Source organism: Terriglobales bacterium (genome assembly GCA_035651655.1).
Classification (GTDB): domain Bacteria; phylum Acidobacteriota; class Terriglobia; order Terriglobales; family Acidobacteriaceae; genus DASRFG01.
In genome coordinates, this window is the sequence record DASRFG010000002.1 from 148,955 (window position 1) to 174,122 (window position 25,168).

At 57.1% G+C, this 25,168-nt stretch carries 18 protein-coding genes; 8 read left to right on the forward strand and 10 right to left on the reverse strand.

All coding sequences use genetic code 11. The annotated features are described in order from the left end of the window. Both VFA76_01645 and VFA76_01650 read right to left on the reverse strand, forming a co-directional pair. On the reverse strand, positions 1-951 hold the full coding sequence (locus VFA76_01645; GenBank protein HZR30542.1) for a YSC84-related protein: 951 nt from the start codon (positions 949-951) through the stop codon (positions 1-3). A gap of 281 nt (positions 952-1,232) precedes the next feature. Beyond that, positions 1,233-1,901 (reverse strand): response regulator transcription factor, encoded by a 669-nt coding sequence (locus tag VFA76_01650; protein HZR30543.1) that lies wholly within the window; start codon positions 1,899-1,901, stop codon positions 1,233-1,235. 117 nt (positions 1,902-2,018) lie between these two features. Between VFA76_01650 and VFA76_01655 the strand changes: the two genes are divergently transcribed. After that, on the forward strand, positions 2,019-2,651 hold the full coding sequence (locus VFA76_01655) for a hypothetical protein (GenBank protein HZR30544.1): 633 nt from the start codon (positions 2,019-2,021) through the stop codon (positions 2,649-2,651). Between the two features lie 60 nt (positions 2,652-2,711). Here the strand turns inward: VFA76_01655 and VFA76_01660 are convergent, their stop codons facing one another. Then, positions 2,712-3,428 carry a hypothetical protein gene (locus tag VFA76_01660; GenBank protein HZR30545.1) on the reverse strand — a complete coding sequence of 239 codons (717 nt, stop codon included), beginning with the start codon at positions 3,426-3,428 and terminating at the stop codon, positions 2,712-2,714. 273 nt (positions 3,429-3,701) lie between these two features. Further along, on the reverse strand, positions 3,702-3,983 hold the full coding sequence (locus VFA76_01665; protein ID HZR30546.1) for a hypothetical protein: 282 nt from the start codon (positions 3,981-3,983) through the stop codon (positions 3,702-3,704). A gap of 203 nt (positions 3,984-4,186) precedes the next feature. On the opposite strand from VFA76_01665, the gene VFA76_01670 reads away from it, so the two are divergent. Beyond that, positions 4,187-5,362: a P1 family peptidase gene (locus VFA76_01670; GenBank protein HZR30547.1), complete on the forward strand. Its 1,176-nt coding sequence runs from the start codon at positions 4,187-4,189 to the stop codon at positions 5,360-5,362. Between the two features lie 1,842 nt (positions 5,363-7,204). Here the strand turns inward: VFA76_01670 and VFA76_01675 are convergent. The 6 genes from VFA76_01675 to VFA76_01700 all read right to left on the reverse strand — a co-directional run bounded on the left by VFA76_01675 (position 7,205) and on the right by VFA76_01700 (position 18,290). Further along, positions 7,205-8,692: a CoA-acylating methylmalonate-semialdehyde dehydrogenase gene (locus tag VFA76_01675; protein HZR30548.1), complete on the reverse strand. Its 1,488-nt coding sequence runs from the start codon at positions 8,690-8,692 to the stop codon at positions 7,205-7,207. Between the two features lie 130 nt (positions 8,693-8,822). Beyond that, positions 8,823-10,187 carry a 4-aminobutyrate--2-oxoglutarate transaminase gene (gene gabT, locus VFA76_01680; GenBank protein ID HZR30549.1) on the reverse strand — a complete coding sequence of 455 codons (1,365 nt, stop codon included), beginning with the start codon at positions 10,185-10,187 and terminating at the stop codon, positions 8,823-8,825. 1 nt (position 10,188) lies between these two features. Continuing rightward, positions 10,189-11,673 (reverse strand): aldehyde dehydrogenase family protein, encoded by a 1,485-nt coding sequence (locus VFA76_01685; protein ID HZR30550.1) that lies wholly within the window; start codon positions 11,671-11,673, stop codon positions 10,189-10,191. A gap of 49 nt (positions 11,674-11,722) precedes the next feature. Further along, the gene (locus VFA76_01690; protein HZR30551.1) at positions 11,723-13,147 is read right to left on the reverse strand and encodes an APC family permease; all 1,425 of its coding nucleotides are present in this window, start codon (positions 13,145-13,147) and stop codon (positions 11,723-11,725) included. Between the two features lie 9 nt (positions 13,148-13,156). Continuing rightward, on the reverse strand, positions 13,157-14,527 hold the full coding sequence (locus tag VFA76_01695; protein HZR30552.1) for a glutamate-1-semialdehyde 2,1-aminomutase: 1,371 nt from the start codon (positions 14,525-14,527) through the stop codon (positions 13,157-13,159). A gap of 79 nt (positions 14,528-14,606) precedes the next feature. Next, positions 14,607-18,290 (reverse strand): TonB-dependent receptor, encoded by a 3,684-nt coding sequence (locus VFA76_01700; GenBank protein ID HZR30553.1) that lies wholly within the window; start codon positions 18,288-18,290, stop codon positions 14,607-14,609. Between the two features lie 154 nt (positions 18,291-18,444). On the opposite strand from VFA76_01700, the gene VFA76_01705 reads away from it, so the two are divergent. From VFA76_01705 to VFA76_01730, 6 genes are read left to right on the forward strand one after another with little or no spacing between them, the layout of a single operon-like run. Continuing rightward, entirely contained in the window at positions 18,445-19,254 is an 810-nt protein-coding gene (locus VFA76_01705) for a cupin domain-containing protein (protein HZR30554.1), read from the forward strand. A 13-nt stretch (positions 19,255-19,267) separates the two neighbouring features. Further along, positions 19,268-21,058, forward strand: coding sequence for an amidohydrolase (locus tag VFA76_01710; GenBank protein HZR30555.1), 1,791 nt, complete (start codon positions 19,268-19,270; stop codon positions 21,056-21,058). After that, positions 21,022-22,122 carry an ABC transporter substrate-binding protein gene (locus VFA76_01715; GenBank protein HZR30556.1) on the forward strand — a complete coding sequence of 367 codons (1,101 nt, stop codon included), beginning with the start codon at positions 21,022-21,024 and terminating at the stop codon, positions 22,120-22,122. Before VFA76_01710 ends, VFA76_01715 begins: the two co-directional genes overlap by 37 nt. Positions 22,123-22,161: 39 nt before the next feature. Next, a complete protein-coding gene (locus tag VFA76_01720; GenBank protein HZR30557.1) occupies positions 22,162-23,310 on the forward strand; it encodes an ABC transporter ATP-binding protein in 1,149 nt (382 codons plus the stop codon). After that, entirely contained in the window at positions 23,311-24,159 is an 849-nt protein-coding gene (locus VFA76_01725; protein ID HZR30558.1) for an ABC transporter permease, read from the forward strand. After that, positions 24,156-24,974 (forward strand): ABC transporter permease, encoded by an 819-nt coding sequence (locus VFA76_01730; protein ID HZR30559.1) that lies wholly within the window; start codon positions 24,156-24,158, stop codon positions 24,972-24,974. The genes VFA76_01725 and VFA76_01730 overlap by 4 nt, the downstream gene beginning before the upstream one ends. Positions 24,975-25,168: the final 194 nt, after the last annotated feature.

The window sequence follows — 25,168 nt, forward strand, 5'->3', positions numbered from 1 at the left end:
TTATCTAGCAGCGGCTTCTTTAGCCAGCTTGGAGAGCGCATCCAGGAACGGAAAAGCGGTACCTGGCGCTTGAATCTGTCCGGTTAAAGACGTGCGAAACGGCACCATCCGACCATAGAACTCGCGGGTGCTCTGCTTGTCTTGCGTGACAGCAGCGCCGTTTAATGTCAGCCCGGCAAAGACGCCACGCGCTCGCGAATAGGTGAGTATCTGGGCGCGCATCTTCCAGTCGGTCTCGCCTTCAGCATGCCGGCCCACGGGGCCCGCCGCCGCCGAGGCATCCGCGCCAATTTGAAACTTGCTCGACAGCAGGTTTCTCATCCCTTGCTCGTTCATGACGAGCATGACCAGGTCCACGGCCTGGCCGCCGATCTGCAGTCCGAAGCTTCCGCCCTTGACTGTGAAGAATGCCGGAGCACTCCAACCTTTGGGGGTGCGACAACTGGCCACTCCGCGTCCGTAACGGCCGCCGAATACGAATCCACCTTTAAGCAGTGAAGGAACTACGGCAACACATTCCGCCGATCCCAGCACTTCTTCGGGAATGCCCCTGTCCGGCGCAGACATGATGTCCTTCAGAACGTCCGCGGCGGCTTGCACTCGCTGCCCCGGTTTGGTCTCCGCCAAGGCCTCGCTCTCAGCCGCGGAAGGCTGTGCAGGGGCGCTGCTGGTGCTCTGAGCCGGTGTTGCCGGGGGTTGGGTAGCCGTGGCCGGACTCGCTGGCGCCGTCGGCGTGGTCTGGGTCGCCGGAGCCGCCTGATTCGGCGCAGCGTCAGTCGGAGTCTTGTCAGCCGGCGGGATATCAGTTTCAGTTGCCGGCTCGTCCACCGGAGCGTTTTGCACTTCGGCTGGAGGCTTGGCCTGGTCCGCTGAGGTGCTGGTCTGGCTCTGGGCAAAACTCATGGCCACAAGGCCAGCAAACATTGCAAATACAACAAAGGATTTCGTCATCGCTCTTCAACCTCGGAGGAAGTCACAGCAATCATGAGTAGTTTTCTTTGAACGCCATCCTAAACCCAAGGACGAAGCTGGAGTGCTGTGAATTGCGTGATGGGTTGGCAGATGAGGTGCGGGCTCGGGGGTACTTTTCTGCCAAAAAAAAAGGGGGCCGGAACTGACCCTTATTCCCAGTTCCAACCCCTCTCCCAGGTTCTGTGGTAGGTGAGCGCAGTATGCCGTCAGGGAGCATGGCCGACAAGGTTACCGAAGGCCGATGCCGAAAGTAACTTCCCCTACTTTGCTGTAACTAGCGAGTGCGTAATGGCGTGGACGGAAAGGGCTATACGGTTCTGTACCCCAACCTTACGCATCAGTTTGGCGACGTGGGCCTTCACCGTGCGCTCCTCAATCCCCAGGGCAGCCCCAATTTCCTTGTTGGAGCGTCCGGCCACCAACATTTCCAGAACTTCCTTTTCCCGGTCCGTAAAAGTGACCCTGCCGGCGGGAAAGATTCGTCCCGGCGAGGTTGAAACCCGCTCGATGAACGTGGAGAGCACGTGCCGTGGCGCCCACACTGAGCCTTGGTTGACCACCCGGATGGCTTGAATAAATTCGGTCGGGGTAGCTGCCTCGTCAACATAGCCCTTGGCGCCCGCAGCGATGGCCTTCAGGATAGTTTCTTCGTCAGCACCGGAACCGGTTACGATGATCCGTAGGTCAGGACGAGCGGCCTTCAGGCTGGCCATCATATCGAACAGGTTCTGGCCGCCACGGCTGCCAAGTAGTACCAAATCAACGTTTTCCCGAGCGGCCAGTTCCGGGACGGTAGAAGAGAGCAGTTCAAGATCGGCCTCAGAATCAAACAACGCCCTAAAGCCGACAAAACGAAGTGGGTCGCTCTCTACCACAGCAATCCGAATACTCGGTTTTTTCGACAAAGCTGGTTTTACGGCCGCTTTCATAATTTATCCTCTTTGGGGGGTGGCTTAGGATAGCCATAACCGGGCGTATGGTAAAGAGTAGAAAACCCTTTAGTGCAAACGGAGGTAACTGGGATGAGGCAGGTGGTTAGAGTACAAATGCTGGTCTTTCTAGTAGGACTCTCTCTGACGGCTAGTGCCGCGACAGCAATGAGGCCCCGGGCAGACCAAAACCAAAATCCGACCGGTGCCCAGAGTGAGCAGCAACCCACCTCTCAGCAACCACCGGAGGCCAGTGCTCCTCAACAGACCCCACCGGTGGCCGAAGCTCCAAGCGCGCGTGCGCCAATCAACCAGCCGCCGTACGAACCGAAGTTTGCAGGAGATCCGTCGCGCTCGGAATCTGAATCTCAGGCACTCGGCTATATGCGCACCGTGCTGCGCGCTCAAAAGGTCTACAAGCAGAAACACGATCATTACGCTGCGTCATTAATGGACTTGGCTACTCACGGTGGAATGGTTACCAAGCGCATGGCCCGCACGACCGACCGCGGCGATTACGTTGTCGGTTTTAAGCACACCGACCAATCTCACAAAACTGCGACCCCTACTCGACGTGCAAAGGCTGCAAAGAAGCCGTCGAGTCCTACTGCCGAAAATGATGGCTACATCCTGGCGCTCACCCCTAAGAACCTGGACGCCACTCATCGTTCGTTTTATGCAGAGGAAGACGGCAAGATCCACGCTGACGAAACCAAGCCCGCCGGGCCGGATTCGCCGGTGTTGCGATAACCGTAGTTCAGAGATCCTTGGGGACTGAACGCGATCACGTGATTCCGTAGAGCGGATTTTCTATGTTGCGGCTCCGGGTTTTATTTCGATTGCCTTTCCGCCACGATAGGTCACCTCGAGCGGCTTGCCGCCGTTGGGATAGTTCACGGTTTTGATCGCGGGATCTTCCTGCCGCTGCGGCACTCCCATTCCGAGCGCGAAGCTTGCCTGAATTTCATCCATGCCGGGCTTCACTTCGTGCTTTTCGATCGAGTCCCAAACCTCCTTGGGCCATACCTTGTAGAGCTGGCGGGGATCGTCAATGAAAAACATCTCGTCGGAATAAATCTGATAATCGCTCCCCTTCATCGCGCCAATGGGAACTGAATAGCTCTTAGCCTCCTTCTCGAAAATTGCGATGACTTGCTTCTGCTTGCGCGATCCAGGAGCAACATCCGTGGTCACATCTTTGATCTGGAGTTTTTCGATGGGGCCCAGCAGACCCGCCTCGTGACTGAAATCGGTGAGGTGGCGCGCCGGATCGTATGCGTAATAAAAGTACCTGTAGCCCTCCTTCACCCACACGGGTTGTCGGGTGAGCTGGCGAGCCGATTTCAAGTCATAGGGATAGAGTTTTTTCGGCACCACGTAATACGTAGGGTTGAGCGGCGGCGCTTGCTGGGCCGCGGGTGCTGCCGATTGATGGCGCGAACGATAGATGTAAATCAGGCGTGCTGCAGCCACTACCAGGCCGATGGCCAAAATCACCTGCAACGTTTTGCGGGTATCTGCTTTCATCCGCGTCTCCAACTTGCCACTGGGCACCTCAGGTTGCTCGAACTTCGTAAGGTTTATTTCCTAACGCATTAAGATTTTTCCCGAATTCCAGCCTTTGCCTTTCGCTCCCTATACTGGGATCACTTTTTACCAAAAAAGGACCAATGGTCCGCTGGCTCTCGGGCACGAATATCCTGGGGGAAACGGTGCAAGGGAGGGAGCGGACAATTGGGAATGCTCCCCGCCAGCTTCGGCTGCCGCGGGGAGTGTGTATTTTTTGGCTGAGTCGTACGGTTACTCGGCAACCATCTCGCGCCAGCTTCTGCTGCCCCGCCGCGCCGCTTCCTCAGCAAAGCGCTCGCCCATGGTTGTGAGTGCAGAGAAGATGCGCACTCCGCGGTCAATGTAGGCCGGCGCGTCTTCCCAGAAGTTTTCGAATTTCTCCGGATACTCCGAGGCAAGCGCTGCTAGGCCAGCCGCCGCAATAACTGTTCCCGGAACCTTACGACCTGAAATCAGGAGCAACGCACCTGCTCCCAGTGAACCAAACACCACCGCCCGCTTCCAGCCTTCCATCTTCTCCTCCATCTTCCCGATGCCTCGCCGTAACCGATTTTCGTTTCGTCGAGAGGATAACACTGCCCAATGACGCCGCCCGCTAACGCTCATAACTGATTAGAGCGATATCCAGGCAGCACTGTTGCTTAGGCTGCTAATGGATGCAACGACCTAAAATTCCTTGTTCGGGTACACTGTTCCGTCCAATTCAGGAGAGAGAGTTGAGATTAAATCTGCCCTGCATCTGCCTGGTTGCCTGCATCCTGTGCTGCCAATGTGCTTTCGCCGAAACCAAGCCCCGGGCACGCGACTTGGGCGTGCCATTCGAGGGCACAGCGGGGCCGCTGAATGCCATCACGGACGTACAAGGGGTTGAGGTAGGGCATACGACCCTTATTTCAGGCGAAGGCCCCCTAAAAGTTGGCGTCGGTCCGGTACGCACAGGAGTAACGGCTGTGCTGCCGCGCGGCACGACCAACAGCGATCCCGTATTCGCCGCCTGGTTCACCGAGAACGGCAATGGCGAGATGACGGGCACGACCTGGGTGGAAGAATCGGGATTCCTCGAGGGCCCGGTCATGATCACCAATACCCACAGCGTGGGGGTGGTCCGAGATGCCGTGATTCAGTGGCGGGTGAAGCATGGGCAGCCTAAGGAAAGCGAGTACTGGTGGTCGCTTCCGGTAGTGGCGGAAACCTGGGACGGCTACCTGAATGACACCAACGGTTTCCACGTGCGTCCAGAAGACGCATTTCATGCTTTGGAGACCGCGCGCGGCGGTCCCGTTCCCGAAGGCAATGTTGGTGGCGGTACCGGCATGATCTGCTACGAATTTAAAGGCGGCATAGGAACGGCCTCGCGAAAGCTCACGGAAAAGCAGGGCGGCTACACCGTGGGCGTGCTGGTGCAGTGCAACCATGGCCGGCGCGGGCAGTTGCGGATCGCAGGCGTCCCCGTGGGCAGCGAGATTACGGACTATCCCGTCTGGTCACAAATGGGGATGGCGAGGCCGAGGGACGTTGGCTCGATCATTGTTGTGGTCGCGACTGACGCGCCGCTCCTGCCGCACCAACTTAAGCGCATCGCCAGGCGCGTCACCCTCGGCCTGGGCCGCAATGGCGCCACCGCGGGAAACGGGTCAGGCGACATTTTTATTGCTTTCTCCACCGCGAATCCGGGCGCATTCAGCTACAAGCACGTAACCCATCCGGCGATGATGGCCAACGATCAGTTGGATCCGCTATTTGATGCGACCGTTCAGGCTGTTGAAGAAGCTGAGGTAAACGCCCTGGTTGCGGCTGAAACCATGGTTGGAGCGGACAACCATAAGGCGACGGCAATTCCGCACGATCGTCTGCGCGAAATTTTAAAGAAGTATAACCGTCTGGGCAGATAAGATTGCTTGCCCCGGTTTCGGTTCACACGGCTAAAGCCGTGTGCTTCCACGGTCAGCCACCCGAGGGTTAGGAAAGGGAAGACCTCAGGGAAGACGTCAGGAAAAGTCGTCAGGGAAGACGTCAAGAAAGCCGTCAGGCAAGGCAGGGAAGACGTCAGGAAAGACCTCAGGAAAGACGTCAGGAAAGCCGTCAGGCAGCCGTGCTTCCACCCTGGTTCAAAACGTTTCTCCACATTTCCCAATTGAAACCTCAGATTGGCAGAAGAGAACGACCCATTTTGGAACGACCCAATTGCGTGATCACGGCCGGTCACTGCTCGCCCCGGGGTCCCTGCCTCACAATCAGAGATAGCTCCAGAGAAGTGACGCATTCGGCTGCAATGCATCACCTACGACAGGGTTGAATAACCGTGGAAGCGCACGGCTTTAGCCGTGCGAAAAGGGGCAGAAGAGTCATGGGCTTTAGCCCCTGTGAATTCGACGGCAAACGAACATTCTTCGTAACTGCTGTCACATGGCAACGCATGCCATTGTTGCAAAGCGATCGAATGGCAGAGTTACTTTGCGAAACCATGTTCCGATATCGTGAACATGGACGCTACCTTCTGCACGAATTCGTTCTGATGCCTGACCATGTCCATCTCCTGCTCACCCCCGCTCAGAGCATAGCTCTGGAACGTGCGATGCAATTCATCAAAGGCGGTTTCTCACATGAAGCGGGGGAATTGCTGAACTCAAGAAAACCTATCTGGGAGAAGAGCTTCACAAATCATAGGATCCGTGACCCCAACGATTGCGAGTCGCATCGCAGATATATTCACCTCAATCCGGTTCGGAAGTTGCTGTGTTCGACCGCGGAAAAGTATGCGTTCTCCTCAGCGAATCCGAGGTTCCGATTGGATCCCGTTCCACAGGGGCTGAAGCCCCTATCTTTGGCAACTGGATCGCACGGCTGAAGCCGTGCGCTTCCACGGTAGTCCGCCAGTCGATATGAGGAAACAACGGGAACATATTAGGAACCGGTGCGCTTCCACGTAGTCCGCCAGTCGATATGAGGAAACAACGGGAACATATTAGGAACTGGTGCGCTTCCACGGTAGTCCGCCAGTCAATATGAGGAAACAACGGGAACATATTAGGAACTGGTGCGCTTCAACGATAATCTGCCAGTCGATGTGAGGAAACAACGAGAACATATTAGGAACCGATGCGCTTCCACGGTAGTCCCCCAGTCGATATGAGGAAACAACGGGAACATATTAGGAGCCCGTGCCCTTCCACCTTGTCCTCCAGTCGATATGAGGAAACAACGGGAACATATTAGGAACCGGTGCGCTTCAACGATAATCTGCCAGTCGATGTGAGGAAATAACGGGAACATATTACGACCGCGGAAAAGTATGCGTTCTCCTCAGCGAATCCGAGGTTCCGATTGGATCCCGTTCCACAGGGGCTGAAGCCCCTATCTTTGGCGACTGGATCGCACGGCTGAAGCCGTGCGCTTCCACGGTAGTCCGCCAGTCGATGTGAGGAAACAACGGACTAAATATTAGGAGCACGTGCGCTCCACGATTATCTGCAGGCGCTGGCTCCGTGGAATTGAATCCATTCAAATCTCATATTGGCAGAAAAGAACGACATTTTGGAACGACCCAATTGCGTGATCACGCCCTAGTCACTGCTCGCCCCGGGGGTCCCTGCCACACAATCAGAGATAGCTCCAGAGAAGTGACGCATACGGCTGCAATGCATCACCAACGACAGTGTTGAATAACCGTGGAAGCGCACGGCTTTAGCCGTGCGAAAAGGGCAGAAAAGTCATGGGCTTTAGCCCCTGTGAATTCAGAACTTCCGGCTGTGCTCGCGGCCCCAGCGCTCGATAACAACTTTCTTGTCGGTGTAGAACTCAATGGCGTCACGTCCCTGGCCGTGCACGGTCCCGAAGAAGCTTTCCTTCCAGCCACTGAAGGGAAAATAGGCCATAGGGGCGGCCACACCGATGTTGATGCCGATGTTTCCCGCCGGCGCCTCATAGCGGAATTTGCGCGCCGCCGCGCCGCTGGTGGTGAAGATCGAAGCTTGATTTCCGTACGGGCTGCTGGCCAGGAACGCGATTGCCTCATCTACGTCGTTCGCTGGAACCAGGCTGAGAACGGGGCCGAAAATTTCGGTGGCCGCGAGCTTGCTGCCGGGAGGTACTTGGTCCAGTACAGTGGGGCGCACAAAATTTCCGGATTCATATTTCGAAATTTTGGTATGGCGGCCATCCACCAGCACTTTGGCGCCTTCGCTCGCGCCTTGCCCGATCAGACTCTCAACCCGAGCTTTGCTTTCGGGCGTAATCACCGGCCCCATCTGGACATCGGGATCGAGGCCAAAGCCCACGCGCATAGAAGAAGCAGTTTCTGCAATGGTATCGCGAAAAGTTTTCTGCGCCTGGCCCACTGCGACAGCAACTGACACCGCCAGGCAGCGTTGGCCGGCGCATCCGAATGCGCTCTCGCCGATGATCTGTGCGGCCTGCTGCATGTCGGCATCGGGCAATACGACAACGTGGTTCTTAGCTCCGCCCTGGCACTGTAGCCGTTTGCCATTTTGCGCTCCACGCGCATACAGGTATTTGGCCACTGGCGTGGAGCCGACAAAACTGACGGCGCGCACGGTAGGATGATCCAAAATTGCGTCCACCGCGGCTTTGCCGCCATTCACCAGGTTCAACACTCCGGGCGGAAGCCCGAGGGTCTCCATCAGTTGAAACGCCAACTGCATAGTAAGTGGGACGCGCTCTGAGGGTTTCAGCACAAACGTGTTGCCGCAGGCAATGGCGTAAGGCAGAAACCAGAACGGAATCATCGCCGGAAAATTGAAAGCTGTAACCGCTGCGACTACACCCAGCGGCTGGCGGATCATCGTCTCATCAATACCGCGGGCAACGTCTTCCAGGTTGTAACCCTGCATCAGGGTGGGAATGCCGCACGCCACTTCAACGTTTTCGATGGCCCGGCGCAGCTCCGCTTTTGCCTCGGTGAGAGTTTTCCCGTTCTCGAGCGTAATCGTCCGCGCCAGATCGTCGATGTGGTCTTCGAGCAGTTGCTTCAGCTTGAACAGATACTGAATGCGCTCTTCGGGCGGAGTGCGGCGCCAGGCAGGAAACGCGGCCGCAGCGGCATCCACTACCGCTCCAACTTCTGCGGCGCTCGACATCGGCACCTGCGCCAGCACTTCTCCAGTCGCGGGGTTCGTGACATCGCGGTGCTCGCCTGCGCCAGACTGCCATTTACCGTTGAAGTAATTGCGGACGGCGGTTTGAGTAGGAGCTGCGATGCTCATGGTTATTCTCCTGTAAGAATGCTGGGCTCGCGCTTTTGTTGCCGTCGCTGCGCTCGCCGGCGCCTGGCGCCGCGCGCAGGTCCTTCGACTCACGCAAAATCGGCGCTCGCTCAGGATGACCATCGAACAGCTAGACAGTCTGTGCGGCGACTTCGCCTTTGGGTTGCAATACCGATCGCAGCGCCGATTCCAAGACCGCCATTCCCTCGTCAAATTGCTCGTCGGTAATAACCAGCGGTGTCAGCCATCGCACGACGTTGCCGTAGGTCCCAGCGGAGAGCACGATCACGCCATGCTCGTAGCAATAGCGTATCACTTGTTTGGCATAGTCTTCCGCGGGCTCGCGGGACTCAGGTGAACGTACCAGCTCCATCGCCTGCATACCGCCCAAGCCTCGTACGTCGCCGATTTCAGGCCACTGCCGCTGCCATTCTCGCGCACGTTTGGCGAAGCGGCTGCCCAACTCATTCGCGCGATCGAGAAGATCTTCGCGCTCGAAAGTATCCAAAACGGCAAGCGCTGCTTCACAGCACACCGGATTGCCGCCGAAAGTTCCACCCAGGCCGCCTGCGCCGGGGGCGTCCATCACCTCGGAACGGCCGGTAATGGCCCCTATCGGCAGGCCGCCCCCCAGCGACTTCGCAGTCGCTAGGATGTCCGGCTCAATGCCGTAGTGTTCGCACGCGAAGAGTCTGCCGGTGCGGCCGAATCCACTCTGCACTTCGTCGGCGATGAAAAGAATGCCGTGTTTCCTGCAGATCTCGACGATGATGCGAAAAAATTCAGGGGGCGGCGCGACGAAGCCACCCTCCCCCAAAACCGGCTCAGCGATCACCGCAGCGACTGACTCCGCGGCCACCACACGCCGGAACGTGTCTTCCAAATGCTGAGCGCAGTAAACGCCACACTCGGGGTACTTAAGCGAATACGAGCAGCGATAGCAGTAAGCAAACGGAATGCGATAAACATCTCCGGGAAACGGTTCGAACCCTTCTTTGTAGGGATGCGTCTTGCTGGTAAGCGACAGGGTCATCATGGTGCGGCCGTGAAACGCATCTTCGAAACAAATGATTGCCGGCCGCTTAGTGTAGGAGCGCGCGATTTTTACCGCGTTCTCTATGGCCTCCGCGCCACTGTTCACGAAAAAAGTCTTCTTGGGAAAATTTCCCGGCGCCAGCTGGTTCAGCCGCTCCGCCAAACGGACGTAGCCTTCGTACGGCAGGACCTGAAAACAGGTATGCATGTAGCGGTCGAGCTGCGCGCGCACGGCTTCCAGCACTCCCGGAGAGCGATGGCCGATGTTCTGGCAGCCAATGCCGCCCGCAAAGTCAATGTAGCGGTTTCCGTCCACGTCTTCTAATACGGCTCCTTCCGCGCGCGCCATGTAAAGAGGCGTGCCCTGGTAGATGCCGCGTGGGACGGCATCGGCACGCCGTCGCATCAACGCTTGCGAGCGGGGTCCGGGAACAGGCGTACGCAGGCGAATGGTCGGCATCTCAGTCGTACCAGCCGATCGGTTGCTCGTTGAGGTTGATGTGGACCTGCTTGGTCTCCAGATATTCTTCGATGCCCCACGGTCCCAGCTCGCGTCCAAACCCGGACTGCTTATAGCCTCCCCACGGCGCCTCGACATATGTGGGCTGCATATGGTTCACCCAGACTATGCCGGCGCGCAGCGCCTTCACCGCGCGCATGGCTTTAAAGATGTCACGCGTCCAAACCGCTGCAGCCAAGCCATAAGGCGTGTCATTGGCGATGCGCAGTGCGTCTTTTTCGTCTTTAAAGGGGATTATGCTGGCCACTGGGCCGAAGATCTCCTCGCGCGCGATCCGGGCGTGATTATCAACGTCGTAGAAGATTGTGGGCTCGATATAATAACCGCGCTTCTGGCCTGAGGGGCTCCCGCCGCCGGTGGCGAGCTTGGCCTCTTTTTTGCCAACCTCCTGATATGAGCGAACGCGGTCGAATTGCTCCTTGCTGACCACGGGCCCCATCTTCGTGCTGCGCTCCAACGGCGGCCCGAGTTTGATCTTCTTGGCCTTCTCCGCCATGGCCTCGACGAACTTCGAATAGATCGGCTTCTCGACCAGAATGCGGCTGCCGGCGGAGCAGACTTCGCCCTGGTTAACGAAGACCCCGAAGAGGGCGCCGTCGATCGCGGCTTCAAAATCGGCGTCGGCAAAAAAGATGTTGGGAGACTTGCCGCCGAGTTCGAGCGTCACCCGCTTTACGCTGTCGGCGGCCATCTTCACGATCTGCTTCCCGACCGCGGCGCTGCCGGTAAAGGCAACTTTGTCCACGCCCGCGTGCTGCACCAGAGGCGCTCCGGCGCTCTCGCCAAAGCCGGTGATGATGTTTACTGCTCCGGCGGGCAGCCCGATATCGGCAAACCAGTTTGCCATCTCAAGCACCGTGATGGGAGTTTGTTCCGCCGGCTTGAGCACGCAACTACAGCCGGCAGCTAATGCCGGCGCCAACTTCCATGCAGCCATAAGAAGTGGATAGTTCCAGGGGATAATCTGTCCCGCCACGCCCACCGGCTCTTTCATCGAGAGGCTCAGGGCATTGTCGGGCACCGGATTCACGTATCCGAGCACCTTCGTGGCAAGTCCACCATAGTATTCAAAGCAGGTGGCGACATCAGCGATATCGTATTCGGCTTCGACTATGGGCTTGCCGGAGTTGCGGCATTCGAGTTCGGCGAGCCTGGCCGATTCCTGACGGATGCGTTCCGCCAACTTGAACAGAACACGGCCGCGCTCTTGCGCCGTGGTCTTGCCCCAGGGACCGGAGTCGAATACTTCGCGCGCAGCCTTCACCGCGCGGTCCACGTCCTCGGCATTGGCGTCGGGGACGTAGGCGATCACCTCTTCGGTCGAGGGATCGTAAACCGGAAAGGTCTTGCCACTGGCGCTATCCACCCATTCGCCATTGATGTACATCTGGTAAGTACGAACATTAGGTTTGATTGCGGTTGCCATAAGTGCTCCTCACAAATAAGGAAGCTCATGTCGCGCGTTCAGGATGACATCAAACTCTGAGCAGCGCGTTGGCGGCAGTTTTGCGCCGCCCGTAAACAAAAAAGAAAAATCCTGCGAGGCCGACGAAGAACAGCGTGCCCACCGCCATCTTCACTTCGAATAGCCAAATCGAAGTGATCTGGTGCGAAGGCACAAAAGCCACGCACATGGCCAGAGCGGTCGTGGTCAGGCCACTGATCCCCGCCAGCTTGAGCGTCGCCGGACTGTAATGGCCAGCCGTGCTCGTTCGCTTCATACCCAATTTAATCACCGCCGCGTACATATAAAGGAACGGCAGCAATTGCAGAACGACGGCCAGATCCAACATGGTCACGAACGCTTCCTTCACTTGTGCGCCGACGAAGCTCATGCTCAAAAACGCCGCCGAAAGCCCGCCATGTACCAGCAACGCCATATGTGGGGTCGCGAACCGCGGATGCAATCGCCCAAGCGCCTCAGGCAGATAAGCGTCGAGCCCGGCCACAAACGGAATGCGCGCCGAACCCGAGAGCCACGCCGACGCAATTCCCGCGATCGAAATGCTCAGCACAAAAGCAAAAGGCGACACAATCCACGCGACTCCCACCTCTTGCGCCATTTTGGCAACCGCTTGCACTACGCCCTGCAAAACGCCGATCTCGTTCTTAGGCACTGCCAGCAAGAGCGTCAGCGTTGCGCCAATGTAAAGCAGTCCTGAAAATACGCCGCCTAACGCCACCGCCCCAGGCAGGGTACGTTGCGGATCACGAATCTCGTCCCCCATGATCGACGCCAGTTCCAGCCCAACCAGGCCGAAGCAGATCACCCCAAACGCCGAAAGCAGGCGAAAGTCGCTGGGGATGCGGAAATCAGACGCCTTCACGCTGACGCCATGAGTCCACGTGACCCAAATGCCCAAGCCAAGCAGCACCAGCGCAGAAGTTGCCGTACCGATGCCGCCCAGATTATTTATCCACTTCCCGACGCCCAGGCCTACCACGTTCAAAGCCACCAGCAGCGCCAGCAATGCCAGAGAAGCGCCCAGGGCGAACCATCGATTGTCCGCCAGCGAGGCAGCCCCCGCACCGGCTACAAAAACCGAGATGCCCACGAAGTAGAGCAACACAGTGGGCACGTAGAAAATGTTATTCGTCCAATAGCACCAGCCCGACAGGAAGCCGTGAAAGTCGCCGAATACCTCTTTGGTCCAGAGATAGACTCCGCCCTCTCCCGGAAAGCGGTGCGCCAGCTCAATCACCGCGATCCCTTGCGGCCAGAAGAACAAGACCAAAGCCAGCAGCCACAGCCAAACCGTGACCGGACCATTGGCCGCGATCGTGGGTACAACGTTGAGGTTGACGATCGCAACTACGAACAGCAGAACCAGGTCCCACCGGCCGAGGACACGCTTGAGATGCGGCGCGCTGACCTCCTCGGCATGGGTCGCGGATGGCATCGAACTCCGCTACTGCGCAACCGCTGCAAACCGCTCCTGCTGGGCTTTGGCCAGCCCCGGCGCAACATCGGAGAACGCCTGCAGGTGCTTGTCAATGTCCGCCTCGGTATGCGCCACGCTGATGGTCCACTGCTCGTCCCACCAGTAGGGCTGCGCCATCACTCCGCGGTTGACCATGCCGAACCAGTAATGCCGCCACAGGTCAATATCAACAGTCGTCCAGTCGCGGTAATTGCGGATCTCCTGCGGATACAGCATCAACGCGCCATTGGCGCCGGCTTGTGCGACGTAGCCCTGCAATCCTACCTTGGCCACCGTCTTGCGATAGCCTTCCGTCAATTTCTTGCTGAGCTTGTCCACGTGCGCGTAATTCTCACGCGTGAGCACTTCGCGGAAGGTCGCCAGCCCCGCCGCCATCGATACCGGATTGGTGTTGTACGTTCCACCATGAAAGACCTTGTGCTGCGAGATCAGGTCCATCACCGATTTGTGCGCGCCGAAGGCCGCCAGAGGCAATCCGCCGCCAATCGACTTTGCAAGGCAGATCATGTCTGGCCGCACGCCAAAATATTCCGAGGCGCCACCCCATCCCAGCTTTGCACCGGTTTTTACTTCGTCGAAGATGAGCAAGGCGCCATACCTATCGCACAGGTCCCTCAAACCCTGCAGGAACCCCGGCTGCGGCATACACATCCCGACGTTCATCAGAATTGGCTCCAGAATCACCGCGGCAATCTGGTCCGGGTTCTCCTTGAACCGTCGCTCCACGCTATTCAGGTCATTGAAGGTAGCCACGGGAACGTTGGCAATACTGGCCTTGGGCACGCCCAGGCCGCCAGGCACTGACGTAGGCGCATGAATATCACCAAAATCCGGTGCGTGCGGCTTCACGCTCACTAGCGCCGTGTCATGCAGTCCGTGGTACGCGCCTTCGAATTTGATCACCTTGTCTCGACCAGTTGCGGCGCGTGCCAGGCGTATTGCGTGCATCGTAGCTTCGGTTCCGCTGGAGCCAAACCGCACCATCTCTACCGGGAAACGCTGGCAAATTTCTTCCGCCAGTTGCCATTCCATGTCATGTGGCATGCCGAACATGGTGCCCAGCTTAAGCCGGGGCTCAACCGCCTTCATCACCGCGGGATGGCAATGCCCCGCCATCAGCGCGCCAAAGCACAGATTGTGATCAATGTAATCATTGCCATCGAGATCGCGAAAATGCGAACCCTGCGCCTCCTTGACGAAAATCGGGTGGGGATCATAAGCGCGGTAGTTGCTTGCGACACCCAACGGGATGCGCTTCAGGTTCTTCTTGTAGGCTTCCGCCGACTTGGGCGTCCGCTTCACGAATACATCGAGTTCGTGCTGTAAATCTGCGTGCATCACTTTCTCCAAATAACTCAAGCCGCACTGCGGCCATTAGATTGCCTGAGGCTGAACGAAGCCCTGGCGTTTTGCGAAATTAGAAAACGTATTTAAGTGCAAATTGCAGCAGCCGCGGGTCGCGAGCACGCGTGACCCGTCCGAAATCAACTCCGTTGCTGCTGTTGCCGCTCGGGTTCAGGAACTGCGTGTGATTGAGAGCATTGAAGAACTCAGCCCGGAACTCAATATGGGTGTTCTCGGTAATGCCGGTATTTTTGTGCAACGCGATGTCCCAATTGTTGATCCCCGGCCCACAACAAATGGTTCGCGGAGCGTTGCCGATTCGGCCAAACAGCGATGGATCGAGCGTTGTGTCCTCGGTAAAGGTGGTGGGATCGAACCAGTAGCCACCATGCGTCCGCGGATCCTGGGTACGAAATGGTTTCAGTTGGTCGGGCTCTCCGGGCAATTCGAAATCGAAGCTGTTCATCAGCTCGTTATCGGCCGAGGAGAGAATGCGAATCGGAAATCCGCTCTGGAAACTAGTAATCCCGGAGAGTGCCCAGCCATTGATCAACTTTCCAGCGGCACCCTGATACTTGGGCAACGGCGGCTCCCAGTAATAACTGAGAACGAAGCGATGCCGGGCGTCAAACTGCGAGAGCCCCCGGCTGCGTCGCGGATCGACCGGATTCAAAATGCCCTCGAAGCTGGAAGCCTGGTCGATGGACTTGCTCCAGGTATAAGCCGCCTGGAACTGAAGCCCGCCGGCGAATCGCTTGTCCAGGCTGGCCTGCAGTGAGTTGTAGTTGGAGTTAGCGATCGTGTCCTGGGCAAAGATGCTTGAGAAGACGGGAACGCTATCGGCAGGGCAGCCTACTCCGGTTGTGGGCTGGCATTGCGGGGACGAAAAGGGCCGGAGGCCCACCAACGTGATATCTGTGGGATTCGGGCCTGTAACTGCGGGAACCGACCCATATGGCAGATGCAAGGTCATCCCCTGAGGGATCGTGTTGGCCGGAATGAAATAAGACGACTCAGAAAAGAACTGGCCGCAATCCAAACTTGTGTCTCCGGTAACACCCGAGATGGCATGCAGGTCAAGGCAGGTTTGCGGATTGGCGAAGTTAATGTCATGGGTGGCCAGCAGACGATGACCCTGCGATCCCACGTAGCCCACCTGCAATACCAGGTCTTTGGTCAGCTCACGCTGGATGTTCAGGTTGTACTGTGACGAGTACTGGGTGCGCATCTTGGGTTGAAACTCGCCGAACAACAGGATGGGCCGGAACACTGACCAATCAATCGCCTTGCCGGGTGGTGGATTAAGAACACCGTTGAACGGATTGGGGACGACAGTCGAGTCCTGCAGCACGAATGGGGTATTGAACATGACGTTAGAAATCCCGGTGCTGCCTCCGAAGGGTGGCTCGGCGCTGAACTGCTCGAGAACGAGTTGTTCCATTGGGTTGTAGAACAAGCCCCAGCCCGCACGAATGCTGGTCTTACCTGAACTGCCCGGACTCCAGGCTATTCCGATGCGTGGCGCAAAAGCTTTGTAGTAAGTTTGGGTGAGGCCATTTTGCACTCCCTTGTCACCCGGAACCACCAGCCCGGTTGGAAAAACAGAACTGCAGTTGCCTAAGGTAGCGGCAGTTGCTGGCGAGAGTTGGCAAGGATAAACGGCGGTCTGCTGCCCCGGCCGGAACGTTTGCACCCGGTGACCGATATCAGTAAGCGGCGTCTGCAACTCCCAGCGCAGTCCATAATTCAGAGTGATGTTGGGTTTCACCTTCCAGCTATCCTGCGCGAACAGGGCCACGATGGTGCTGCGGACGTTTTCAGTTTGCGCCGAACCTTGCAAATAGAAATCAGGGAGGCCTAGCAGATAGTTGGGAAACAGATTTTGGTTCCCGGCCGCATCAGTAGCTATGGGGTCGTTCACCCCGCCGCCAAAGTAGTTGTATTGGCCGTTTACATCAAAGAATAGCGTCTGGTCGAAGCGCATACGGCGCAAATCGCCGCCAAACTTCATGGTATGCGAACCCTTGACTTTAGTTACGTTATCGGTCCACTGGAAGGTATTTCCGATCTGCGGAATTTCACCTTCAAAGTTGTTGCCAATACCAAAGCCGCCGGAAATTGAAATGAACGGCACACCTTCGTGATTCGTGCCCAGATTCGGCGTGATACCCAGCTTCGGATTCGTCGGGTCGCTAAAACACTGGGAAGCCGGCACCGTAGCGCATGAATTGTGCACGGATGCGGTCCGCTGCGGATGCAGAAAATCGCCCTGTGCCTGCCGGAAATATGTAAAGCGGAACTCGTTGACCGTGCTGTTGCTCAGCGTCCAATTGTGAGTAAGGTTCCATTGCTGATAACGCTCATTTGTGATCGCCCCGAACCCAGGCAGGTTGGCGCCACCCGCCTGAAAGCGCGCAAACGGTGACAATAGGTGAGTATCCGTGAAGTAGTAATAAGCGTTCAGGTTCTGCTTGTCGTTGAGGCGATGGTCAACCCGCATGGTGAACTGATCGGTACGGTCGCGCTGGTCTGGCGCAGCCTGGAAAAAGCCGTCGGGAGTGTTGGCCAGAGGCACGAATTGGTTCATCAGATCGACCGCTGTGGGATCCATGCACGGCAGCGGAATCACGCTATTCGCAAAGATGTCAGCATAATTCGCTCCGGGAACAATCGGCGCCGCAGCTGCCGCTGTACAACCTGGCCTCAAATTGAAGACATCCGCCACATGTTGGTCCGTTATTGCTCCGGAAAACGGACTCCCGGAGAAATCACCCGCGCGTTCTGCAGCAGTGGGCACGGTGACCGAATCCGAGGGAATGCCCTTTACCAGGCGACGTCCTTCATAAGAACCGAAGAAGAAGGTCTGGTCTTTCTTAATCGGGCCACCCAACGTCCCACCAAACTGGTTCTGCTTGAAATCTGGTTTTTGCGTATCGAAGAACCCGCGCGCGTTAAGCACTTTGTTGCGGAAAAATTCGTACGCGCTACCGTGCAACCGATTGGTACCGGACTTAGTCACCACGTTCACAATTGCGCCGGAATTGCGTCCGTACTCCGCGTCAAAAGTGTTAGTGATGACGCGGAACTCCTGAATGCTATCCGGACTCGGCTGGATTGCGGGCAGATTCACAAACTGGTCGTTGGCGTCGCCACCGTTCACACTGAAATTGTTGGAGCGTCCCCGGCCGCCATTCACTGAAACGACGCCGGCGCGGTCACTACCGTAGAACAAATCCGAACCGACCGTTGACTGCACACCGGGTTGTAGCTGGAGAAACTGATATGTATCCCGCGAATTCAGCGGCAACTGCGAGACCGAGCGGTCATTGACCACCGCGCCCAACTGTGTGCTGGTGGTGTCAACCAGCGGAGCTTCGGAAGTTACTTCGACCGTCTCCTGTGCCCCACCCACCTGCATGATCATGTTCATGGTGAGGACCTGGTTGATCTCCAGGACAATGCTCTTCTTCACTGCTTTCTTGAAGCCGCTCTGGTCGAATTCCATGCGGTAGTTGCCCACCGCCACTTGGGGGAACTGGTAGTCGCCGCTCTGGCCGGTCTGGGCGGTTTGTGAGGTGCCGGTTTGCTCATTGATCAGCTTCACGTTCACGCCGGAAAGCACCGCGCCCGTGGGATCAGCCACACGGCCGAGAATGCGCCCGCCGGTGCCTTGGGCGAGAGCGGCAATGCTAAACCACGCCAATAGAGAAATGATTACAACGCAGCGTAACGCGCGAAACGTCGCTGAGGGATGCATGCAACCTCCGAAAAACTGTAGAAGACTTATGATCACGTCCCAAAACACGGGCTTGCGCAAACCACCAACCTTGCTATAATCCCGCAAGGTTAGAGAACGTGCCCGCTGGCTGTCAAGGGAAAAACGCTGCCGCGTGGCCAGCCTGGCGAGTCGCATGAACGAGTCCACTCACCCCAACAACAAGGGATATTTAAAGATAGGCGACGTGGCTCGCCAGGTCGGCGTGTCCCCGTCTGTAATCCGATCTTGGGAGAGTCTGGGACTGACGCGTCCGCAACGGACCGCCAGTCGCTACCGCCTGTACAGCAGCGAGGATGTGAAACTGCTCAAGCGCGCACGTTTCTTGCGCCGCGTTCGGGGCATGAACGCTCCTGCGATCGTGCAAATGCTCAAAAGCAAGGGACTGGTGCGCACCTCCCCGGACGGGGCGGGAGGGGGCATCGGCCTGCGCTTGCGCAGTCTGCGCACCCGCCGAGGACTCTCGTTGGCGGAGGTAGCTAAATCGGTGGGGGTTTCCGTAGGGTTTCTAAGCGCTCTGGAACGTTCGCAGATGAGCGCCTCCATCGGCACACTGCGCAAGCTCGCGCGCTTTTACAAAACCAACATTCTCGATTTCTTTGACGCGAAAACATCCAATTCGCACCTGGTACGGCCTGAGAAGCGTAAAGTGCTGGAAGCCGGGCCGGGTGTACGCATGGAACTGCTGGCTTGGGGAAACGCGGTGATGGAACCGCACCTGTTCCGCATCGCCCCAAAAGCAGGCAGTGGCGACTCCTATTCGCACGATGGCGAAGAATTCTTGTTCGTGTTGCGCGGAGAATTGAAGATTGCGCTGGATGGGCAAGAGTATCGTCTGAAGCGCGGCGACAGTTTTTATTTTGAGAGTCCCACGCCGCACACCTGGTTGAATCCCGGACCGAGTGAGGCCTGGGTGCTTTGGGTGAACACTCCGCCCACGTTCTAATGTCGGAGGATTGATGGCAAGAAGATCTTCGCAAAGTTACAGCCGATTGCGCCGTGAGCTTTTAATTCGAGTCGGTATGGTGGGAATTTGCTCTGTCGCACTCTCCTTACTGTTTGCGAGTGCGGCAGTTGCCAAAGACTCTCCCGCTCCGGCCGACACCGTCCTGCTGAACGCTAGGATTTACACCGTCAACTCGCGACAACCGTGGGCCGAAGCGCTCGCGATTCGCGGTGACAAGATCGTGGCGGTAGGCTCTGCCAAGCAAATTGCCGCCTATCGCGGTCCTTCGACCCGCGTTATAGATGCCAAGAACCACCTGGTTCTGCCCGGCTTCACCGATTGCCACATTCACTTCATGGATGGCTCGATTAGCCTGGGCCGGGTCAACGTGGAAGGCGCCAAGAACGTCGAAGAAATTCAGAAGAAAGTGAAGGACTACGCCGACGCGCATCCCAATGCGCCTTGGATTCTCGGCCGGGGCTGGTCGTATCCGGCATTCGGCGCCGCAGCATTGCCAGACAAAAAGTATTTGGATGCGGTGGTGGCGGACCGTCCGGTTTACCTTGAAGGTTTTGATGGGCACACCTATTGGGCCAACAGCAAAGCCCTGGTGGCCGCCGGAATCACTCGCGATACTCCCGATCCCCCCAACGGAAAGATTGTTCGCGATCCTAAAACCGGTGAGGCCACGGGAGCGCTAAAGGAAGCTGCCTTCAGCCTGGTGGACAAAGTCGTACCTAAGCCCAGCCGTGAAGAGCGCCGCGAAGCACTTCGTCAGGGAATTCGCGAGGCCAATAAAGCTGGTCTGGTTCGGGTCCACAGCGCCGGTCAGGACTTCGAATGGCTCGATCTTTATGATGAGTTGCGAAAGAAAGGCGAGCTTACACTGCGCTTCTATGTTGCGTATTTCCTCGACCCGCCGGAGCTGACCTCTGCCGAACTTCAAAAAATCGAGGAGGCCAGCAAGACCTATCATGATGAATGGATCTCAGGAAGTGTGGTTAAGACCATGCTCGATGGGGTCGTCGAGTCGCACACTGCGGCTATGCTTGAGCCTTACTCAGACGATCCCAGTCAGAGCGGAAAAATGTTCTGGGATCCCGCGAAATACAAGCAGGCGGTAACGGAATTGGACCGGCGTGGATATCAAATTTTTACTCACGCCATCGGGGATCGTGCAGTGCGCCTGGCGCTGGATGCTTACGAGGAGGCGCACAAAGCAAACCACACCACGGATTCTCGCGACCGCATCGAGCACATCGAAACCATTACCGCGGCTGATATCCCACGCTTTGGCAAGCTGGGCGTGATCGCCAGCATGCAGCCGCTCCACGCATATCCAGATGAAGACACACTCGGTGTATGGTCGCGCAATGCCGGACCGGAGCGGGCCACGCGAGCCTGGTCTTGGCGCAGCATCAATGCAAACGGCGGCCGGCTCGCGTTCGGGAGCGATTGGCCGGTGGTGACCTTGAACCCATGGCAAGGGGTGCAGAACGCCCTCACCAGGCAGAGTCGGGAGGGGACGCCGCCGGGTGGATTCGTCCCTCGCGAACGACTCTCTCTTGCGAAGACAATCGAGGCATATACCTTGAGCGCCGCCTATGCCGGGAAATTCGAGAAAACGGAAGGCTCCCTGGAGCCTGGCAAAGTGGCTGACTTGATTGTGCTTTCGCAGGACTTATTCAAGGTGGATCCTCACAAGACGGCAGACACCAAAGTTCTGTTGACCTTGGTGGCTGGCAAGACTGTGTACGAGTCGCCAGAATGGTCCGGCAAATCCGCAGCCGCCGGGGGAAGATGACGCTACTACGCCGTATCCTGATCGCGCTGGCGCTGCTGCTGGCTGGGCTGTTTGTTTCCTGTTCCAAAAAACAGCCCACTCTGAACCTGCTCGTGTGGGAAGGATATGCTGACCCTTCATTTGTGCGCGGATTCGAGGAGCAAAACCACTGCAAGGTGTCGGCCTCCTACATGGGCTCAAGCGACGAATTGGTCGCCAAGCTGCGTGGCGGGAGCGCCAGCACCTACGACGTAATCTCTCCTTCGAGCGACGTGGCTACCATGATCGCAACTTCGGGATTGGCGGCCCCGCTTGACCTCTCGCGCATTCCGACCTACTCGCAGCTTTCGCAGCACCTGACCTCGATGCCGCTGGTCAAAACTGGCGGGCAGGTCTTCGGTGTGCCGTTCCTTTGGGGTCCGAATCCCCTGCTCTACGACACCACCGTATTTTCTAAAAGCCCGGAAAGCTGGAGCGTCTTCTGGGAACCCAAGTACCGCGGAAAAATTTCTGTTTGGGACGATCTCTCCACGGTGTATATGGCGGCGCAGCTTCTGGGTTATGACAAGCCCGATCCCAGCCATATGTACAACTTGAGCGATCAGGAGCTCGATGCCGTAAAAGCCAAGCTCCTGGCGCTGAAGCCGAACATCCGCAAAATCTGGTCAACCGGAGGCGAACTGACCAATCTTTTTCAGAACCACGAGGTCGTGGCCGCCATGGGATGGCCCCTGATGACCAACCAGCTTCGCAAGTCGAATTTCCCAATCGGCGAGACCATTCCCCGCGAAAATACTACCGGGTGGATTGATCAACTGATGATCACCAGTGCGAGCGAGAATAAAGACCTGGCCTATAAATTTTTGGAGTACATGACCAGCGCCCAAACCCAGAAGAAAGTCACCGACGTCACCGGATATACGCCGGCGAATCCGCAGGCGGCGCAGTTCATGACCGCAGAGGAGAAGAAGAACCTTCACCTCGACAATGTGGACGAATACCAAAAGCGTATTTACTTCTGGCAGAATGTCCCTCGACGCGCCAAGTACAACGAGATTTGGAACGAGGTCAAAGCCGCGCAATAGGCCTCGCGGGGAGCTCGCGGGCAGGAGTGCCCGCGCTACATGATGGTATCAACGGAAACAGAATCTCTTCCTGGCGCTGCGGCTGTCTCCAAAACTCACCCGTTGCTCTCGATCCGTGCCATCGCTAAGAGCTTTGGTAAGACGCGCGTGCTGCGCGACATTTCCTTGCACGTGGATGAGGGTGAATTCCTCACCGTTCTGGGCGAGAGTGGATCAGGCAAGACCACCCTCTTGCGCCTCATCGCCGGCTTCGAGCATGCCGATTCAGGGGAGATTTGGATGGGCGGCGAACGCCTCGATTCGCTGCCACCCTATCGGCGCCGCGTGAACACAGTCTTCCAGAGCTATGCGCTTTTTCCCCATCTTTCGGTCTGGAATAACGTGGCCTACGGTCTGCGGGTGCGGAAAATCGCTAAACAGGAAATTGACGCGCGCGTCGAACAGGCGCTCACCATGGTGAAGATGAGAGCCTTGGCGCAGTCGAAACCCTCAAGGATCAGTGGCGGGCAGCAACAGCGGGTGGCATTGGCCCGCGCCCTGGTGAATCGCCCGCGCCTCTTGCTGCTGGATGAGCCACTTTCCGCGCTGGACGCCAATCTCCGTCGCCAAATGCAATTGGAGCTGAAATCATTGCAGCGCGAGGTTGGCATCTCTTTCGTTTTCGTCACTCATGACCAGGAAGAAGCTATGGTCATGTCCGATCGCATTGCTTTACTCCGCAACGGCGAGCTTGAGCAGGTTGCCACACCGCGCGACATCTACGCTCGCCCAGCTACCACCTACACCGCCCAGTTCATCGGACATACCAATCTCTTGCGCTGCCAAGTAAGCGGTGGGATTGCCCGTTGTGGAAAGCTCGTGTTCGCCGTTACCACCGAGGATGGTCCGGCGATATTCTCCCTGCGACCTGAGCATATCCGCGTTGTCGGTTCCTCCGCAGGACCATCGAGTCCTGGCGCGGTCCGCTTCTGCGCCGCGGTCCGCAGCCAGTCATTCCATGGCGCGACGGAACTGCTGCAAGTTGAAGCCAGCGACGGGTTGAAGCTCTCTGTGCGCATTTCGGGGCAGAAATCTCAGCCAAAAGGTGTACCGGGCGTCGAACCTGAGTTTGAGTTTTCAGCAAACGATGCGGTGCGAGTCCGCGATACCAGTCTCACATCGCCAGCTGAAAACCAGAAGAGCAGCTGAATGTTTTCACGCGCCTATAAACTGGCCATTACGGTGCCGCCCTTGTTGTGGGTGACGATCTTTCTTCTGGTGCCCTACGTTTTGCTTTTTTGTTACAGCTTTTGGACAGTCACACCGTCACAGACCATCGTCCACCAGTGGAACCTGAACAATTACCGCGAGCTGCTAGCGGTTCCCGTTTACCTGCAGGTATTGTTTCGTTCCATGCGGACCGCCGGTTCGGTGATGGTCCTGGCCCTTCTGCTCGGATATCCGATGGCCTATTATCTTTCGTTTTATGCGGGCAAGCGCAAAGATTTGCTCTATCAGCTGGTGATCATTCCCCTGTGGGTGAGCTATCTGGTGCGCGCATATGCCTGGAAGACAATTCTCGGCAGCGACGGTGTCTTGAACACCTTGTTGCAGTACGTTCACGTGACTCATCATCCGCTCGGTTTTCTTCTTTACAGCCCGTTCGCGGTGGTGCTCACCCTCACACATATCTACACACCATTCGCCTTTTTGCCAATTTATGCTGCGCTCGAGCACATCCCACGCAACCTGGTGGAGGCCTCGCATGATCTGGGCGCGTCGCCGCTGCAGACGTTTTGGCGAGTCGTCTTCCCGCTCTCTATTCCGGGGGTGCTGGCGGGCGCTACCTTTGCCTTTGTGCTGAGTCTGGGAGATTTTTTGGCGCCTCTCCTCTTGGGTGGACCGAGCGGAATCATGATCTCCAACATTGTGGTCAGCCTGTTCGGGGCTGCTTATAACTGGCCCCTGGGCGCAGCGATTTCCTTATGCATGTTGGCGCTGGTTGTTGGCTTGCTATTTATTTCTGAACACCTGGAGAAGCGCTGGGCGTACCGATGAGAAACACTGTCCCAAGATCGCGCTGGCTCTCAATCCATTCGTGGGTGGTGTTCGCTTTTCTTTACCTGCCAATTCTGGCGCTCATCGTTTACTCATTTAACGGCGCGGGCGTCGCTGGTTTTCCACCACACGACCTGACTTTCAGTTGGTACAAGATACTGCTTAAAGACGGCGCCATTTGGGAGTCGGTACTCAACAGCCTGAGGGTGGCGTTGGTTGCAATGGGGATCTCATTGCTAATTGGTATGCCCGCAGCATTGGCGCTCGATCGCGCATCGTTTCCCGGAAAAGCCGTCTTCCGCCGTCTGGTGCTGCTGCCCCTTATTCTTCCTGGCATTATCACCGGACTTTCTTTGCTGATGCTGTTCGTCATGCTGCACATGAAGCTCAGTCTGCTTACCATCACTCTCGGTCATGGCACGGCACTAATCTCGGTAGCTACTACTGAGATTTTTGCGGGACTGCAGAAATTAGATCGCGCGCAGGAGGAGGCCTCACTGGATCTGGGCGCCAATTATCTGCAAACCTTTTGGCGAGTGACACTCCCGAATCTGCGCTTGTCCATCATCGGGGCTGCGCTGCTCATCTTTACTCTTTCAATGGACGAGATCGCGGTAAGCTTCTTTTTGATCGGCAGAGACAATACCCTACCGCTGGAAATCTGGTCGCGTCTGCGGCGCGGCATCACCCCTGAGATCAATGCCATCTCCACCATCATTTTCTTTTTCTCACTTGCCACAATTGTGCTGTGGTATCGGCTGAGAACTCGCGCCCACGGGCAACCCGATATCGCCTCCGAGCTGGGCAATTTTTAACCAGTGGCGGGCAAAAATAATCCATCAGATCGGGAACGTTCACTGCTCTCCCCCACCAATGCTTTTTGTCCAAGAATTCTGAGTTCGGCAATTGCCAACTCTGCCAAAGTAACTAGGCCTCGCCAAAAAAACCTGTAATCGTCACATTTTCAGTAGTTTAGAAGGCCTACCAATTGGCCGAACCAAGGTCCGCT